Below are 15,124 nucleotides of genomic sequence, written 5' to 3' on the forward strand. Positions count from 1 at the left end.
CGCATCTGGTGACTGCCCCACCGCCATCGGGGGCAAGCCCCCTCCCACTTTTTTTTCAGCATATTTCAGCTCAAGCGATATCGCGCAACTCACGCCGCAAGATCTTGCCCACCGGCGTCATCGGTAACGAGTCGCGCAACACGATGTGCTTGGGCACCTTGTACCCCGTGAAGTTGGTCTTGCAGTATGCCTTCAACTCTTCAAGGCTCACCCCTTGGGCACGCGCCACCACGAACAGCTTCACCGCCTCCCCCGTGCGTTCATCCGGCACGCCGATCACCGCGCAGTTGGCCACCGCCGGGTGGGCCATCACGACATCCTCGATTTCGTTGGGATACACGTTGAAGCCCGAGACGATGATCAAGTCTTTCTTACGGTCAACGATGCGCACAAAGCCATCGTCATCGATCACCGCGATATCACCGGTCTTGAGCCAGCCTTCGGCGTCCAGCGCCTCGGAGGTGGCGGCCGGCTGCTGCCAGTAGCCCTTCATCACCTGCGGGCCCTTGATACACAGTTCACCGCGCTCGCCCAATGGCAGCTCGACACCCTGATCATCGATCACTTTCATCGCCGTGCCCGGCACCGGAATGCCCACCGTCCCCAGGCGGGATTTGCTGCCGTAGGGGTTGGTGCTGGCCACCGGTGAGGTTTCTGTCAGGCCATAACCCTCGCCAATCGCGCAACCGGTAATCTGCTGCCAGCGTTCAGCCGTGGCCTTGATCAGCGCAGTGCCGCCGGAATTGGTGAGCTTGAGGTGGGAGAAGTCCAGGGTCTTGAAGTCCGGGTGGTCCATCAACGCCACAAATAGCGTGTTGAGCCCCAGCAGCCCGGTGAACCGCCACTTTTTCAGTTCCTTGATGAAGCCGCCGATGTCTCGCGGATTGGTGATCAGCACGTTGTGATTGCCCGAGACCATCATGCACATGCAATTCGCCGTGAAGGCATAGATATGGTAAAGCGGCAGCGGCGCGATCATCACCTCCTGCCCTTCCTTGATCAGCGGATGACCGTCATCGCCGGTCTGGGACATACAGGCGCGCACCTGTTGCATGTTCGCCACCAGGTTGCCATGGGTGAGCATCGCGCCCTTGGCCAGGCCGGTGGTGCCGCCGGTGTATTGCAGCACCGCGATGTCGTCCAGTGTGACGGGGTGGCGGGTCACGCCCAGGCCCGCGCCCATATGCAGGGCGCGCTTGAATGACACCGCGCGCGGCAGGTCGTAGGCCGGCACCATCTTCTTGACCTTGTCGACCACCGTGTTGATCAGCCAGCCTTTGGCGGCGGGCATGAAGTCGCCCATCTTGGCTTCGATCAGGTAGTCGATCTCGGTGTCGCTGCACACCTCCTGTACCCGCGAACCGAACAGGTTGAGGTAGACCAGCGCACGCACGCCGGCGTCCTTGAACTGGTGACGCATCTCGCGCGGGGTGTAAAGCGGGTTGGTGTTGACCACGATCAGCCCGGCGCGCAAGGCGCCGAACACCGCAATCGGGTAATGCAGCACGTTGGGCATCTGCACCGCGATGCGCTCGCCCGGCTTGAGGTCGGTGTGCTGCTGCAGGTAGCCGGCGAACGCGGCGCTCTGGCGTTCCAGTTCGGCGTAGGTCAGGGTGATGCCCATGTTGCTGAATGCCGGACGGTCGGCGAAGGCCTTGCAGGAGCGCTCGAAGACTTCGATCACCGACTTGTAGGCAGAGAGGTCAATGTCGTTGGGAACGCCCGCTGCGCGTTTGTCATTCCAGAAATCAGGTTGCATTATTCTTGTCCTCTTACCTGAGTGTGTCCGGCCGCTTTCTGACTGCTATGAAAAGCGGAGCTTTGGGGACGTTAGCAGCTATGGCCAACCAGGCAAATACAGGAAAGAGCGTCATTAATTGCGTGAATCTTCCTACAAGGCTTCGCACTGATCAGACGCAGCCGTGCGGATGAGCTATACACTGCAACGACGCTGAGCAGACCTTGAGCAGACCTTGAGCAGACCTTGAGCAGACCTTGAGCAAAGGAACCGCCATGAACCACACCTCCTTCTGGCTGACCGCGAATGACCGCAGCCGCCTGTACGTCAATCAATGGATGCCCGACGGTCCGCCCAGGGCGCTGGTGATGCTGTCCCATGGCATGGCCGAGCACAGCGGGCGCTATGCGCGCCTGGCGCAGGCCCTGTGCGACGCTGGCTACGGTTTATATGCGCCGGACCAACGGGGTCACGGCCGCACCGCCGACGAAGGCACCCTGGGCCTGTACGCCGAGCACGACGGCTGGAACAAGGTGGTGGGCGACCTCGCCAGCCTCAACCAGCACATCGGCCAGCAGCAGCCGGGGTTGCCGATCATCCTGCTAGGGCACAGCATGGGCAGCTATATCGCCCAGGCCTATCTGCTGCACCACAGTGCCAGCCTGGATGGGGCGATTCTCAGCGGTTCGAATTTCCAGCCGGTGGCGCTGTACCGCGCGGCGCGATTGATCGCACGGATCGAACGACTGCGCCAGGGATTGCGCGGGCGCAGTGCGCTGATCGATTTCCTGTCGTTTGGATCGTTCAACAAGGCGTTCAAACCCAATCGCACCGCTTTCGATTGGCTCAGTCGCGACCCGGCGGAGGTGGACAAGTACATCAACGACCCGCTGTGCGGGTTCCGCTGCACCAACCAGCTGTGGATCGACTTGCTCGGCGGCTTGCAGCAAATCAGCAAAGCGTCCAATCTCGCGCAGATCGACCCGGGCCTGCCCATCCTGGTGATGGGCGGCGAATGTGATCCGGTGAGCGAAGGCAAGCGTCTCAACAGCCTGGCCGACGCCCTGCGTGAAGCGGGCTGCCAGCACCTGCAACTGAATATCTACCCGCAGGCGCGCCATGAAGTGTTCAACGAAACCAACCGTGATGAAGTCACGGCGGATGTACTGAGCTGGCTCGACCAGGCCCTGATCTTGCGCAGACCGACGCGATGCGAATAAATTTTCGATTAAAATCAGTCAGTTAAATTACCGATTAGCCACAGGATGCACGTTTAGATGACCCAGGTAACCAACACCCCGTACGAAGCCCTCGAAGTCGGCCAGACCGCCAGTTACAGCAAGTTGGTGGAAGAGCGTGATATCCAGCTGTTCGCCGCCATGTCCGGCGACCACAACCCGGTGCACCTGGATGCCGAGTACGCCAAGGCGACCATGTTCAAGGAGCGTATCGCCCACGGCATGTTCAGCGGTGCCCTGATCAGCGCGGCCGTTGCCTGCGAGCTGCCTGGGCCGGGCACGATCTACATCGGCCAGCAGATGAGCTTCCAGAAGCCAGTGAAAATCGGCGACACCCTGACCGTGCGCCTGGAAATCCTCGAGAAGCTGCCGAAGTTCCGCGTGCGCATCGCCACACGCGTGTTCAACCAGCGCGATGAGTTGGTAGTGGATGGCGAGGCGGAAATCCTGGCGCCGCGCAAGCAGCAGGTGGTGACGCTGACCGAGTTGCCGCCGATCAGCATTGGCTAAAGTCTGCGCAAAAAAAAATGTGGGAGGGGCAAGCCCCTCCCACATTCTTTTACAGCGCAGGGCTTACGACTGAGCGCGAGCCTGGTTACGCAGGGCTTTCACCTGGTCGTGGTTGCGTTGCACGCCGTGGTACTGACGCTCAACCAAGTCACGAATGCCCAGCAGGTTGTGCTTGTTGATCTTCTCGATCGCTTCCTTGTAAGCCTTCAGTGCGTGGTCTTCACCGCGCTCGGCTTCGTTCAGCACCGCTTCTTCATCTTTACCGGTGAGCATCGACTTCACGTCGACCCAACCACGGTGCAAAGCGCCGGCAACGCTGCCGGAATCTTCCGGATCGCCACCCAGGGCACGCACGGCGGTTTTCAGCTCGGCGGCAGCGGTGGCGCAGTCAGCGGAACGCTTGGCGAACAGGGCTTTGAGCTCTGGGTGCTTGATGTCTTCAGCGCACTCCTTGAAACCCTTTTGGCCGTCGATGCTGGTTTCGATCAGGTCGTTCAGTACGGAGATCGATTCTTTATTGATGTCAGTCATTTTTCAATTCCTTGTACGGGTTAGAAGGTTGTCTTAGTGATTGCAGCGCCCGTGCCAGGTTTCCAAAAAACAAAATCAATATATATTTCAATAACTTAAGATTAATTGAACCATCTGTATGTATGTTATTTGCATGATCTGTCATTTGGCCTTCATGCAGAATGCCTGTATTTTCCAAGGTCTCGACTCAACCCTCCGAGCCTTCATGAATCCCGAAAAACTCGAACTGCTGATCACCCGCGAAATGCCCTTCGGCAAATACAAGGGACGGATCATCGCCGACCTGCCCGGCCCCTACCTCAACTGGTTCGCCCGTGAAGGTTTCCCCCACGGCGAACTGGGTGGTCTGCTGGCGTTGATGCAGGAAATCGACAGCAACGGGTTGTCTGAATTGCTCGAACCGCTACGCGCCAAACACGGCAAACCCGCCCCGCGCCATTGAGAGCCCCCAATGCCACGCAATGCTGACAACGAACAACATTGGCAGGCTGTTTCCGAGCGCTACGCCCTGGAACCCGGCCCGATCAACCTGGAAAACGGTTACTTCGGGCGTATGAGCCGAACGGTGCAATCCCATTACCTGGATCAGGTTGCGTTTATCAACCAGAGCAATTCGCTGCATGTGCGCCAGCGCTTCGAGCGAGGCGAGAACGTCGAGATTCGTCGGCAACTGGCCGAGCTGATTGATGTGGCCCCGGAGTCGGTGGCCTTTACCCGCAACGCCACCGAAGCCTTGCAATCACTGATCCGCAACTACAACCGCCTGCAACCGGGCGACCAGGTGCTGATCAGTGACCTGGAGTACGACACGGTCAAGGGTGCCATGCGTTGGCTGGCCGGCGTTCGCGGGGTGGAGGTGATCGAACTGTCCCACGTACACCCGGCCAGTTTCGACAGCCTGGTGCAGACGTATCTTGATGCGTTCGTCCAGTACCCACGTCTGAAGCTGATGGCGCTGACCCACGTCACCCACCGCACCGGCCTGGTGATGCCCGTCGAAGCGGTCGCCAGGGCGGCGCGTGAGCATGGCGTGGACGTGATCCTCGATGGTGCCCATGCCCTGGGCCAGATCGAGTTCAACCTGGCCGAGCTGGGCATTCAGTTTGCCGGCTTCAACCTGCACAAATGGATCGGCGCGCCACTGACCCTGGGCTTCCTGTACATCGCCCCGGAGCGCCTGGCCGATATCGACCCGGACATGGGTGAGTTTCACTACCCCGCCACCGATGTGCGTGCGCGTACGTCCTACAGCACGCCGAACTTTCCGGCGCTGATGACCTTGCCGCTGGTGTTTGAAGAGCATCGCCAATTAGGTGGCTCGGCGGCAAAAGGCGCACGGGTGAATTACCTGCGGGACCTGTGGGTCAGCCAAGTGCGGGCATTGCCGGGGATCGAGGTGCTGACGCCGGATGATCCGAGGGTGTATTGCGGGATTACGGCGTTCAAGTTCAGCGGGCGGGATCAGCAGGCGATGGTCGATAGACTGCTCAAGGACTACAACCTGTTTGTCACTACCCGAACCGGTGCGTCGTTCGGCACCTGTATCCGGGTGACACCGGGGCTGGTGACGTCGGCAACCGAGATCGCCGTGCTGATCAAAGCCATCACCGAGTTGAGCGTCGGCTAAGCGCCTTTTCTACAGACAAAAAAAAGCGGTACACCGACCAAGTGCACCGCAAAAATGCCGTCAAGCACAGCAACAACGATTCAGTAAAAGCAGATCAATCCAGCAGGGCCAGCGCCTGCGCGGTAACTTCCTGGATACGGGCCCAGTCGCCGTTCTTGACCCATTCCGGGTCGAGCATCCAGCTACCGCCCACGCACATCACGTTTTTCAACGCCATGTAGTTTTTGATGTTGGCCGGGCCCACGCCGCCGGTCGGGCAGAATTTCACTTCGCCGAACGGGCCGCCCAAGGCCTTGATCGCCGCCACGCCGCCGCTGACTTCCGCCGGGAACAGCTTGAAGCGGCGATAACCCAGGCCATAGCCTTCCATGATGCCGGAGGCATTGCTGATGCCCGGCAGCAGCGGGATCGGGCTGTGTACCGAAGCTTCCAGCAAGTCGCGGGTGATGCCGGGGGTGACGATGAATTGCGAGCCGGCCACTTCGGCTGCTTCGAGCATGTGACGGTCCAGCACGGTGCCGGCACCGGTGCACAGTTCAGGGCGTTGTTCGCGCAGTACCTGAATGGCCTTGAGGCCGAACTCCGAACGCAGGGTCACTTCCAGTGCGGTCAAACCGCCGGCTGCCAGGGCATCGGCCAGCGGCAGGATGTCCTGTTCGCGGGCGATGGTGATCACCGGCAGGATCCGCGCCTTGGCGCAGAGGCTGTCGATCAGGGCAACTTTATCCGCCATGGACACGGTCGGTTGAGGGCTTTTCATAGCGGCTGATCCTTGGCTCATGGGCACCAGTAAATCTCTAATGTAGGTTGCAGAAACGCGCGAATCGGCATGGCAGCGACGTCATCGCTGGCCAGCGCGGCGCTCAAGGTGGTCAATTTCGAACTGCCGGAAATCGACAGTACGGTGTAGTTCGCCGTGGCCAGCAGCGCGCGACTCATGGTCAGGCGCTGGTGCGGCACGGTCGGCGCCAGCATCGGCCAGCAACGGCGGGTACCGTCGGCCTTCAACGCTTCGCCCAGATTGGGACTGTCGGGGAACAGCGATGCGGTGTGGCCGTCATCGCCCATGCCCAGCACCAGCACGTCAATGGCTGGCAATTCGGCCAGCAGGCGATCGGCCTGCTCGGCTGCGTCTTCAAGATTGGCCGCGGCGCTGTACAGGCTCAAGAACCTGGCCTTGGCCGCCGGGCCTTGCAGCAGGTGCTGCTTCAACAGGCCGGCATTGCTGTCAGCATGTTCCACCGGCACCCAGCGCTCGTCGGCCAGGGTGATGGTGACCTTGGACCAGTCCAGGCCCTGCTTGGCCAGGTGCTGGAAAAACGCCACGGGGCTGCGGCCACCGGATACCACCAGGGTCGCTTCGCCACGGGCACTGATGGCCGTGCGCAGTTGCTCGGCGACGTCATTGGCCAGGCCTTCGGCCAACAGCACCGGGGTGCGGTACTCGTGAGGGGTTACGCCCTGGGGCAGTTTCAAATCAGATATCGCCATACCACGACCTCCCATCCCGCGTGATCAGTGCAATCGAGCTCATCGGCCCCCAGGACCCGGCCGCGTACGGCTTGGGCGCATCACCGGATTTTTTCCACCCGGCGATCAGCTGGTCACACCACTTCCACGCGGCTTCGATTTCATCTTTGCGAACAAACAGGTTCTGATTGCCGCGCATCACTTCCAGCAACAACCGCTCGTAGGCATCCGGGATACGGGCGCTGCGGTAGGTGTCGGAAAAATTCAATTGCAACGGGCCGCTGCGCAGTTGCATGCCCTTGTCCAGGCCCTGCTCCTTGGTCATCACGCGCAAGGAAATGCCCTCGTCCGGTTGCAGGCGGATGATCAGTTTGTTGCTGATCTGCAGGCGCTGCTCGGGGGCAAAGATGTAGTGGGACGGTTCCTTGAAGTGGATGACGATCTGCGACAGCTTCTGCGGCATGCGCTTGCCGGTGCGCAAGTAGAACGGCACCCCGGCCCAACGCCAGTTGCGGATATCGGCACGCAGGGCAACGAAGGTCTCGGTGTCGCTCTGGGTGTTGGAGTTCTCTTCTTCCAGGTACCCCGGCACCGGCTTGCCGGCGCTGTAGCCGGCAATGTACTGGCCGCGCACCACCTGGGTGGTCAGGCCGTCCGGGCTGATCGGCGCCAGGGCCTTGAGCACCTTGACCTTCTCGTCACGGATGCTGTCGGCGGACAGGTCCGCCGGCGGGTCCATGGCGATCAGGCACAGCAGCTGCAGCAAGTGGTTCTGGATCATGTCGCGCAGCTGGCCGGCCTTGTCGAAGTAGCCCCAACGGCCTTCGATACCGACCTGCTCGGCCACGGTGATTTCCACGTGGGAGATGTAATTCTGGTTCCACTGGGTTTCGAACAGGCTGTTGGCGAAACGCAGGGCGATCAGGTTCTGGACGGTCTCTTTGCCCAGGTAGTGGTCGATGCGGTAGGTGCGGTTCTCCGGGAAGAACTGGGCCACGGCGTCGTTGACCTTGCGCGAGGACTCCAGGTCCGAACCAATCGGTTTCTCCAGCACCACGCGGGTGTTGTCCGCCAGGCCGACCTTGGACAGGTTCTCGCAGATAGCGCCGTACACCGCCGCCGGTGTGGCGAAGTAGGCGATCAAGCGTTGTTCGGTGCCGGCGATTTCCGCCAGGGCCACGTAGTCATCGGCTTTCATGAAGTCGACGTGAACATAGGTCAGGCGCGCCAGGAAACGCTGGGCGATAGTTTCGTCCAGTTCCTTGCCGACGTATTTACGCAGTTCTTTTTCAATGTGCGCCAGGTGCTGTTGCTCGGAACCGGCTTCGCGGGCCAGGGCCAGGATGCGCGTGTCGTCGTGCAGGAGCGCGGCGCCATCGAGTTGATAGAGGGCAGGAAATAACTTGCGCAGCGCCAGATCACCCAAGGCGCCAAACAGGGCAAAGGTGCAGGGTTCTACGGTTATCGAAGGCATGATGTTTGTTCTTTTATCAAGTTAAGCTACAAATACCTTTTTTCAAGGCATCACTCAAGGAAAAATGTAGTAATAACCACAACATTTTCCCGAAATACGCATTCCGAGTGGTGGTGTTCAGCTACCCTCAGTAGGATAGGCCACCGCAAAAGGCCACTCGTCGATTGGTTGCCACCCTAATTTGCATCGTCGCCCGAAGGAAAGACTGAATGGACCGCGTGCGAAATCTTCTGGAACAGATCCAGAACCGCCTCGAAGAATTGAACAAGGCCGAGAAAAAAGTTGCCGAGGTCATCCTGCTCAACCCGCAGCAGGCGACCCGCTTCTCCATCGCCGCCCTTGCCCAGGCCGCCTCGGTCAGTGAACCGACGGTCAACCGTTTCTGCCGTTCGTTCGGCGTGAGCGGTTACCCTGAACTGAAATTGCAGCTGGCGCAAAGCCTGGCCAGCGGCGCGGCATATGTCAGCCGCGCAGTGGAAGCCGATGATAACCCCGAGGCCTACACCCAGAAGATCTTTGGCAGCGCCATCGCGTCGCTCGACAGCGCCTGCCAGGCCCTGGACCCGGCCCTGATCAGCAAGGCCGTGGACCTGTTGATCCAGGCGCGGCAGATCCACTTCTTCGGCCTGGGCGCTTCGGCCCCGGTGGCGATGGATGCGCTGCACAAGTTCTTCCGCTTCAACCTGGCGGTCACCGCCCATGCCGACGTGCTGATGCAGCGCATGATCGCCTCGGTGGCACACACCGGCGAGTTGTTCGTGATCATTTCCTACACCGGGCGTACCCGTGAGCTGGTGGAAGTGGCGCGCATCGCCCGTGGAAACGGCGCTTCAGTGTTGGGCGTGACCGCCGAAAACTCGCCGCTGGCCAAGGCCAGCACGGTGAGCCTGAACATTCCACTGCCCGAAGACACCGACATCTACATGCCGATGACCTCGCGGATCATCCAGTTGACGGTGCTGGACGTATTGGCCACCGGCATGACCTTGCGTCGCGGGGTGGATTTCCAGCCGCATTTGCGCAAGATCAAAGAGAGCTTGAATGACAGCCGGTATCCGGTGGGGGATGAATTCAACTGAGCCGGCCTTTGTGTTGGCTGTACTGGCCTCATCGGGGGCAAGCCCCCTCCCACACTTCGACCTGTGAATACATTCAAAATGTGGGAGGGGGCTTGCACCCCGATGAGGCCATCAACCACCCCGCTAAACCCCAGCCCTGGCCTGCAAACTCAAATGCGCCCTCTCCCCCGGCGCCAGGCTCGCCCCGGCCATCGCCGACTCCACGCACACAAACCCCGACGCCTCGTTGAAGCTCACGCCCAACAGCGGGCGGCTGCCCGGATGCCACACCACCGTGTCGGCGCTGTCGCCGGTGTCGATGCACAGTTCGCGCTGCCAGGCGTGGTCCTTGAGTTGCAATTCGCCTTCGTGCTGGAACACCCGCTGGCAACCGCCTTCTACCCGCAACTCACCCTCCTGCTGGCAGACCTGCCGGTTGAGCTGGTCGTAACCTTGCGCACCGTCGAGCCCAGACAGCGCTATCTCATCAACATGACCAATACGCCAGTAAGCGTGCAATGCATGGCTCAGTTGGCACGGCAACTCATCCTGATGCTCGGTGCTCAGGCGCAGCTCCAAGGTTTCACCCAGGTGCGCGTGCAGGTCGACCTGCCAGTCGCACAGCTGCAATTGCCAGTGCAGGCGCACACCGTCGTCGTCAGTGCTGCTGTCGAGCAATTTCCAGTCGATCAAGCGCGCCCAGCCATGGGATGGCCAGGCATTTTCACTCGGGTGGCGGCCATACCACGGCCAGCACACCGGCACGCCTCCACGGATGGCGCCGACTTGCGGCCACTTGGCGGCACACCACAACCATGGTTTCTGGCCGGTAGGCTGAAAGTGCAGCAATTGCGCGCCCTGGCGACTGAACACCGCCTGGCACAGCGGATGATCGATCACCAACACATCACGCATCTGAAAACGCTCCCAGGCGAACACCGGACGCTCGCGCAGGGATTTGAAAAAGCGTTGCAGCGGTTGCTCATGCATGTGCCACGGTCCTGATTGTCTTCACAGTGCGACCCAAAAAAAGCGGGTAGCCATGGCTACCCGCAAAATGCGCACAGAGAGAAGGAGCTTATCGCAACAGCGTTAGAACGTAGACTGAATTTTCAGGCCCGCCACCAACGCGTTGTCGACTTTGTCCACGCCGCCAGGCTGGACAACGTATTGCAGGTTAGGACGCACGGTCAGCCAGTTGGTGACGTGGAAGCCGTAGTTGAGTTCAACGTTGTACTCGGTCTCACGGATCGGCGTGAAGAGAGGATTGTCATAGTCGCTCACACCATTGGCGGCGTTGAGCAGTTCAGAGTTTTTCTTCACGTCATCGTTGACGTGCAGGCGCGCGACACCAATGCCGACGTCATCTTTCGGACGCGCGTCGAATGGGCCCTTGTACACCAGCATGAGCGACTGATAGTTGTCGACCAGGTTGGTTTCCTTATCGTGGAAGGTGGCGTTGGCCGCGATGTTCAGGCCGCGGGAGGCATCGCCGTTATGGGTGGTGAGTTGCTGTTGAGCAACGAACCAGTAGCCTTTCTTGCTGCTGCGGGTACGGTAGGCGGCGCCGGTGGTCGCAGCATCATTGCCGTTGATGTCTTCACGGACGTCAGAGGCATCAGCCGCGCTCTTGTAGTAACCCACACGGTATTCGCCCGGCAGGTTGTTGACCTTCGGCGACCAAACCAATTCCACCGGGATCACGGTGCCCTTGGTACCGCTGCCGCTGAGCTTGAAGCCATTACCGTGCTCGAGCTGCGAGGGGTTCTGGTTGTACGCACCAATCTGCGCATACAGCTCAGGCGTGATGTTGTACTTCACACGGATCGCGGCCTGACTGACCGGCCAGTTGTACCAGGTGTTGACGTAGTTACCCACTTGCGAACCGCAGAACGACAGGTTCTGGAAGTCGCACGGGAAGGTGTTGAAGTCTTCGCCTTCGCCGAAGTAACCAAGCTTCACGTCCAACTTGTTGTCGAACATCTGGTGCTGGATCCAGAACTGGGTCAGACGCACCATATGGCCACGGCCGTACACTTCTTGAGACGAGCTCAAGGTGCCGGCACGCGGATCGCCGATGCGGTCGTTGGAGATGTTCTGGCCATTACGGTTGGTCAACTGGATCTTGGCCTGGGTGTTATCCCAGCCCCACAGTTTTTGCAGGTCGAGTGCCACGCCGAGACCGAACTGGTCAGAGTAGCGACCGGTCTTGTCGTGGTTGTAACCGCCCTTGGCGTTGTAGCCCATCTCCCCAACGTAGTCAGCCTTGATGTCGATACCTTGCTCGATCAGCTTGGTACGCTCACCACCCCAATCGCCGGTCATCCACTTCGAATCAGCACTGAATGCATCGGCCGCCATCGCATTGGCGGACAAAACCAGGGCTGCTGCAGCTGACATTTGGCAGATCAGCCGAGTGTTGTTGTGTTGCTTTTTCATCCCTACATCCTCGTCTTTATTGTTATTAAACTGTTTTTATCTAACGCGGGTTACTTTTTTATTTGAAACAACAACTTAGCTGCTTCAGCGGCCTTTGAATTGGGCCACGTTGTCGGCATGCCCCTGTGCGGGCAATGAAGAAGCAGTGCCTAGGCGTTCGCCAGTGTTGGCGTCGAACAGCAATACCTTGGCCGGATCAAATTGCAGGGTCAGGGTCTCGCCGACCTGGGGCGCCACATCCGGCGCCAAACGGCAGCAGACCTTGGTGTCATTGAGCTGCACGAACACCAGGGTGTCCGGACCGGTCGGTTCGGTGACCTGGACTTCAGCACGAATGCTCGACGAGCCATTGCCCTCACCCGCCGCCAACACGATCTGCTCCGGGCGCAGGCCCAGAATCACATCACGGTCCTCCAGACCTGCGTCGTTCATGCCTAATGGCAATTCGCAACGGGCCTGGCCGCTGTCGAGCAGCGCGACCAAACGACCTTCCTTGCGTTTTAGGCGCATAGGAACGAAGTTCATGGGAGGTGAACCGATAAAGCTTGCCACAAACAGGTTGGCCGGGTCGTTGTAAATTTCTTTCGGCGTACCAAATTGTTGGATGATGCCGTCCTTCATCACCGCCACTTTGTCGCCCAGGGTCATCGCTTCGATCTGGTCGTGGGTCACGTAGACCGTGGTGGTCTTGAGGCGCTGGTGCATCAGCTTCATTTCGGTACGCATCTCGACGCGCAGCTTGGCGTCGAGGTTGGACAGCGGCTCGTCAAACAGGTAGATCTTCGGCCGACGCGCCAGGGCACGGCCCATGGCCACGCGCTGTTGCTGGCCGCCGGAGAGCTGGCCCGGCTTGCGGTTGAGCAGGTGTTCGATCTGCAGCAGCTTGGCCACGCGTGCCACTTCGGCGTCGATATCCGCCTGGGCCATCTTGCGGATCTTGAGGCCGAACTCGATGTTCTCGCGCACGCTCATGGTCGGGTACAGCGCGTAGGACTGGAACACCATGGCGATGTCCCGGTCCTTGGGGCTCATGCCGCTCACGTCCTGGTCGCCGATCATGATCGCGCCGCCGGTGATGGTCTCAAGGCCGGCGATGCAGTTCATCAGCGTGGATTTGCCGCACCCTGAAGGGCCGACCAGGATCAGGAACTCGCCTTCCTTGATCGACAGTTCGATGTTCTTCAAGGTGTCGGGCAGGCCGGCGCCATAGGTCTTGTTTACATTGCGAAGTTCAAGCGTAGCCATGATTACCCCTTGACCGCGCCGGCCGTGAGGCCGCGCACGAAATACTTGCCTGCGATCACATAGACCAGCAGGGTCGGCAGCCCGGCGATCATCGCCGCCGCCATATCCACGTTATATTCCTTGGCCCCGGTGCTGGTGTTGACCAGGTTGTTCAGCGCCACCGTGATGGGCTGGGAGTCGCCGCTGGAGAACACCACGCCGAACAGGAAGTCGTTCCAGATCTGGGTGAACTGCCAGATCAGGCAGACCATGATGATCGGCGTCGACATCGGCAGGATGATCTGACGGAAGATGGTAAAGAAACCCGCACCGTCCAGGCGTGCCGCCTTGATCAGCGCGTCCGGGATGCTCACGTAGTAGTTACGGAAGAACAGTGTGGTGAACGCCAGGCCATAGACCACGTGCACAAACACCAGGCCGGTGGTGGTGCTGGCCAGGCCCATCTTGCCGAGGGTGAACGACGCTGGCAGCAGCACGGTCTGGAACGGCAGGAAGCAGCCGAACAACAGCAGGCCGAAAAACAACTGCGAGCCTTTGAAGCGCCAGAACGACAGCACATAGCCGTTCAACGCACCGATGGCGGTGGAGATCAGTACGGCCGGAACGGTGATCTTGATCGAGTTCCAGAAGTAACCGTCCACAGTGGCCCAGGCCTTGACCCAGCCGATGCCCGTGACCACGGTCGGCCAGCTCAGCAGGTTGCCGGTGCTGATGTCTTCCGGGGTTTTGAAGCTGGTCAGCAGCATCACCACCAGCGGCACCAGGTACAGCAGCACGGCGAGGATCAGCACCGCGTAGATCGCGATGCGACTCAGGCTGACAGGTGATTTGGAGGCGAGACTAGTCATGACGTTTGGTCCTCAGCTCGGAGTAGAGGTAAGGCACGATGATCGCCAGGATCGCACCGAGCATCAGGATCGCACTGGCCGAACCCATGCCCATCTGGCCACGGCTGAAGGTGAACGAGTACATGAACATGGCAGGCAGGTCGGACGAGTAGCCCGGGCCGCCGGCGGTCATTGCCGCCACCAGGTCGAAGCTCTTGATCGCAATGTGCGCCAGGATCATCACCGCACTGAAGAACACCGGACGCAGGCTGGGCAGCACCACGCTCCAGTAGATGCGTGGCAGGCTCGCGCCGTCGATCTGGGCGGCACGGATAATCGACTGATCGACGCCACGCAGGCCGGCGAGGAACATCGCCATGATAAAGCCCGAGGCTTGCCATACAGCGGCGATCACCAGGCAGTAGACCACGCGGTCCGGGTCGATCAGCCAGTCGAGACGGAAGCCTTCCCAGCCCCAGTCACGCAGGAGTTTGTCCAGGCCCATGCCTGGGTTGAGCAGCCATTTCCAGGCCGTACCGGTGACGATCATCGAGAGTGCCATCGGGTACAGGTAAATGGTGCGGATAAAGCCTTCACGACGGATTTTCTGGTCGAGGAAGATCGCCAGGGTCACCCCGATCACCAGGGTGATGCCGATGAACATCCCGCCAAACACCGCCAGGTTCTTGCTCGCCACCCACCAGCGGTCGTTGTCGAACAACCGCGCGTATTGCGCAAGGCCCGCCCATTTGTAGCTTGGCAGGAACGTGGAATTGGTGAACGAGAGTACAAACGTCCACAGGATGTAGCCGTAGAAGCCCACCAACACGATGAACATGCTGGGCGCCAGCACCAGTTTGGGTAGCCAGCGCTGCAGTGCATCGAACGGCGAGGCTTTGCTGAACACAGCAACAGAACTCATGGGAAAATCCAGTACAGGGAAAAAGGACTACAGGAACACGCCTTA

15 protein-coding genes are annotated in these 15,124 nt (G+C 60.1%); 5 read left to right on the plus strand and 10 right to left on the minus strand.

Translation table 11 applies throughout. The features are described 5' to 3' along the window. Nucleotides 1–70: 70 nt before the first annotated feature. Nucleotides 71–1,759 (minus strand): long-chain-fatty-acid--CoA ligase FadD2, encoded by a 1,689-nt coding sequence (fadD2, locus tag LUU92_RS22635; RefSeq protein WP_071489451.1) that lies wholly within the window; start codon nt 1,757–1,759, stop codon nt 71–73. A gap of 254 nt (nt 1,760–2,013) precedes the next feature. Between fadD2 and LUU92_RS22640 the strand changes: the two genes are divergently transcribed. Beyond that, nucleotides 2,014–2,958 carry an alpha/beta hydrolase gene (locus LUU92_RS22640; RefSeq protein WP_222540328.1) on the plus strand — a complete coding sequence of 315 codons (945 nt, stop codon included), beginning with the start codon at nt 2,014–2,016 and terminating at the stop codon, nt 2,956–2,958. Nucleotides 2,959–3,015: 57 nt separating this feature from the next. Then, a complete protein-coding gene (locus LUU92_RS22645) occupies nt 3,016–3,486 on the plus strand; it encodes a MaoC family dehydratase (RefSeq protein ID WP_010208208.1) in 471 nt (156 codons plus the stop codon). Nucleotides 3,487–3,549: 63 nt separating this feature from the next. Here LUU92_RS22645 and LUU92_RS22650 read toward each other — a convergent pair whose 3' ends face one another. Continuing rightward, nucleotides 3,550–4,017 (minus strand): ferritin-like domain-containing protein, encoded by a 468-nt coding sequence (locus LUU92_RS22650; RefSeq protein ID WP_010208206.1) that lies wholly within the window; start codon nt 4,015–4,017, stop codon nt 3,550–3,552. Between the two features lie 205 nt (nt 4,018–4,222). Between LUU92_RS22650 and LUU92_RS22655 the strand changes: the two genes are divergently transcribed. Together LUU92_RS22655 and LUU92_RS22660 are read left to right on the plus strand one after the other, a co-directional pair. Next, a complete protein-coding gene (locus tag LUU92_RS22655; RefSeq protein ID WP_010208204.1) occupies nt 4,223–4,459 on the plus strand; it encodes a DUF3820 family protein in 237 nt (78 codons plus the stop codon). Nucleotides 4,460–4,468: 9 nt separating this feature from the next. Then, nucleotides 4,469–5,644 carry an aminotransferase class V-fold PLP-dependent enzyme gene (locus LUU92_RS22660; RefSeq protein ID WP_257102680.1) on the plus strand — a complete coding sequence of 392 codons (1,176 nt, stop codon included), beginning with the start codon at nt 4,469–4,471 and terminating at the stop codon, nt 5,642–5,644. Nucleotides 5,645–5,738: 94 nt separating this feature from the next. On the opposite strand, the gene LUU92_RS22665 is transcribed toward LUU92_RS22660, so the two are convergent. From LUU92_RS22665 to zwf, 3 genes are read right to left on the minus strand one after another with little or no spacing between them, the layout of a single operon-like run. Further along, the gene (locus LUU92_RS22665; RefSeq protein ID WP_026013852.1) at nt 5,739–6,404 is read right to left on the minus strand and encodes a bifunctional 4-hydroxy-2-oxoglutarate aldolase/2-dehydro-3-deoxy-phosphogluconate aldolase; all 666 of its coding nucleotides are present in this window, start codon (nt 6,402–6,404) and stop codon (nt 5,739–5,741) included. Between the two features lie 17 nt (nt 6,405–6,421). Continuing rightward, nucleotides 6,422–7,135 (minus strand): 6-phosphogluconolactonase, encoded by a 714-nt coding sequence (pgl, locus tag LUU92_RS22670; protein ID WP_071489448.1) that lies wholly within the window; start codon nt 7,133–7,135, stop codon nt 6,422–6,424. Then, the gene (zwf, locus tag LUU92_RS22675; protein ID WP_071489447.1) at nt 7,122–8,588 is read right to left on the minus strand and encodes a glucose-6-phosphate dehydrogenase; all 1,467 of its coding nucleotides are present in this window, start codon (nt 8,586–8,588) and stop codon (nt 7,122–7,124) included. Before zwf ends, pgl begins: the two co-directional genes overlap by 14 nt. A 218-nt stretch (nt 8,589–8,806) precedes the next feature. On the opposite strand from zwf, the gene LUU92_RS22680 reads away from it, so the two are divergent. Further along, nucleotides 8,807–9,667, plus strand: a complete 861-nt coding sequence (locus tag LUU92_RS22680) for a MurR/RpiR family transcriptional regulator (protein ID WP_170856097.1) — start codon at nt 8,807–8,809, stop codon at nt 9,665–9,667. 123 nt (nt 9,668–9,790) lie between these two features. On the opposite strand, the gene LUU92_RS22685 is transcribed toward LUU92_RS22680, so the two are convergent. From LUU92_RS22685 to LUU92_RS22705, 5 genes are all read right to left on the minus strand, one after another. Then, a complete protein-coding gene (locus LUU92_RS22685; RefSeq protein WP_071489446.1) occupies nt 9,791–10,636 on the minus strand; it encodes a D-hexose-6-phosphate mutarotase in 846 nt (281 codons plus the stop codon). 102 nt (nt 10,637–10,738) lie between these two features. Then, complete coding sequence (locus LUU92_RS22690) at nt 10,739–12,085, minus strand: carbohydrate porin (protein WP_257102681.1); 1,347 nt, start codon at nt 12,083–12,085, stop codon at nt 10,739–10,741. Between the two features lie 84 nt (nt 12,086–12,169). Continuing rightward, the gene (locus tag LUU92_RS22695; protein ID WP_071489444.1) at nt 12,170–13,330 is read right to left on the minus strand and encodes an ABC transporter ATP-binding protein; all 1,161 of its coding nucleotides are present in this window, start codon (nt 13,328–13,330) and stop codon (nt 12,170–12,172) included. 2 nt (nt 13,331–13,332) lie between these two features. Further along, complete coding sequence (locus LUU92_RS22700; RefSeq protein WP_102591868.1) at nt 13,333–14,178, minus strand: carbohydrate ABC transporter permease; 846 nt, start codon at nt 14,176–14,178, stop codon at nt 13,333–13,335. After that, the gene (locus LUU92_RS22705) at nt 14,171–15,079 is read right to left on the minus strand and encodes a carbohydrate ABC transporter permease (RefSeq protein ID WP_071489442.1); all 909 of its coding nucleotides are present in this window, start codon (nt 15,077–15,079) and stop codon (nt 14,171–14,173) included. Before LUU92_RS22705 ends, LUU92_RS22700 begins: the two co-directional genes overlap by 8 nt. Between the last annotated feature and the right edge of the window lie 45 nt (nt 15,080–15,124).

Origin of the sequence: Pseudomonas extremorientalis (assembly GCF_024584605.1) — a bacterium.
Taxonomy (GTDB): Bacteria; Pseudomonadota; Gammaproteobacteria; order Pseudomonadales; family Pseudomonadaceae; genus Aquipseudomonas; species Aquipseudomonas extremorientalis.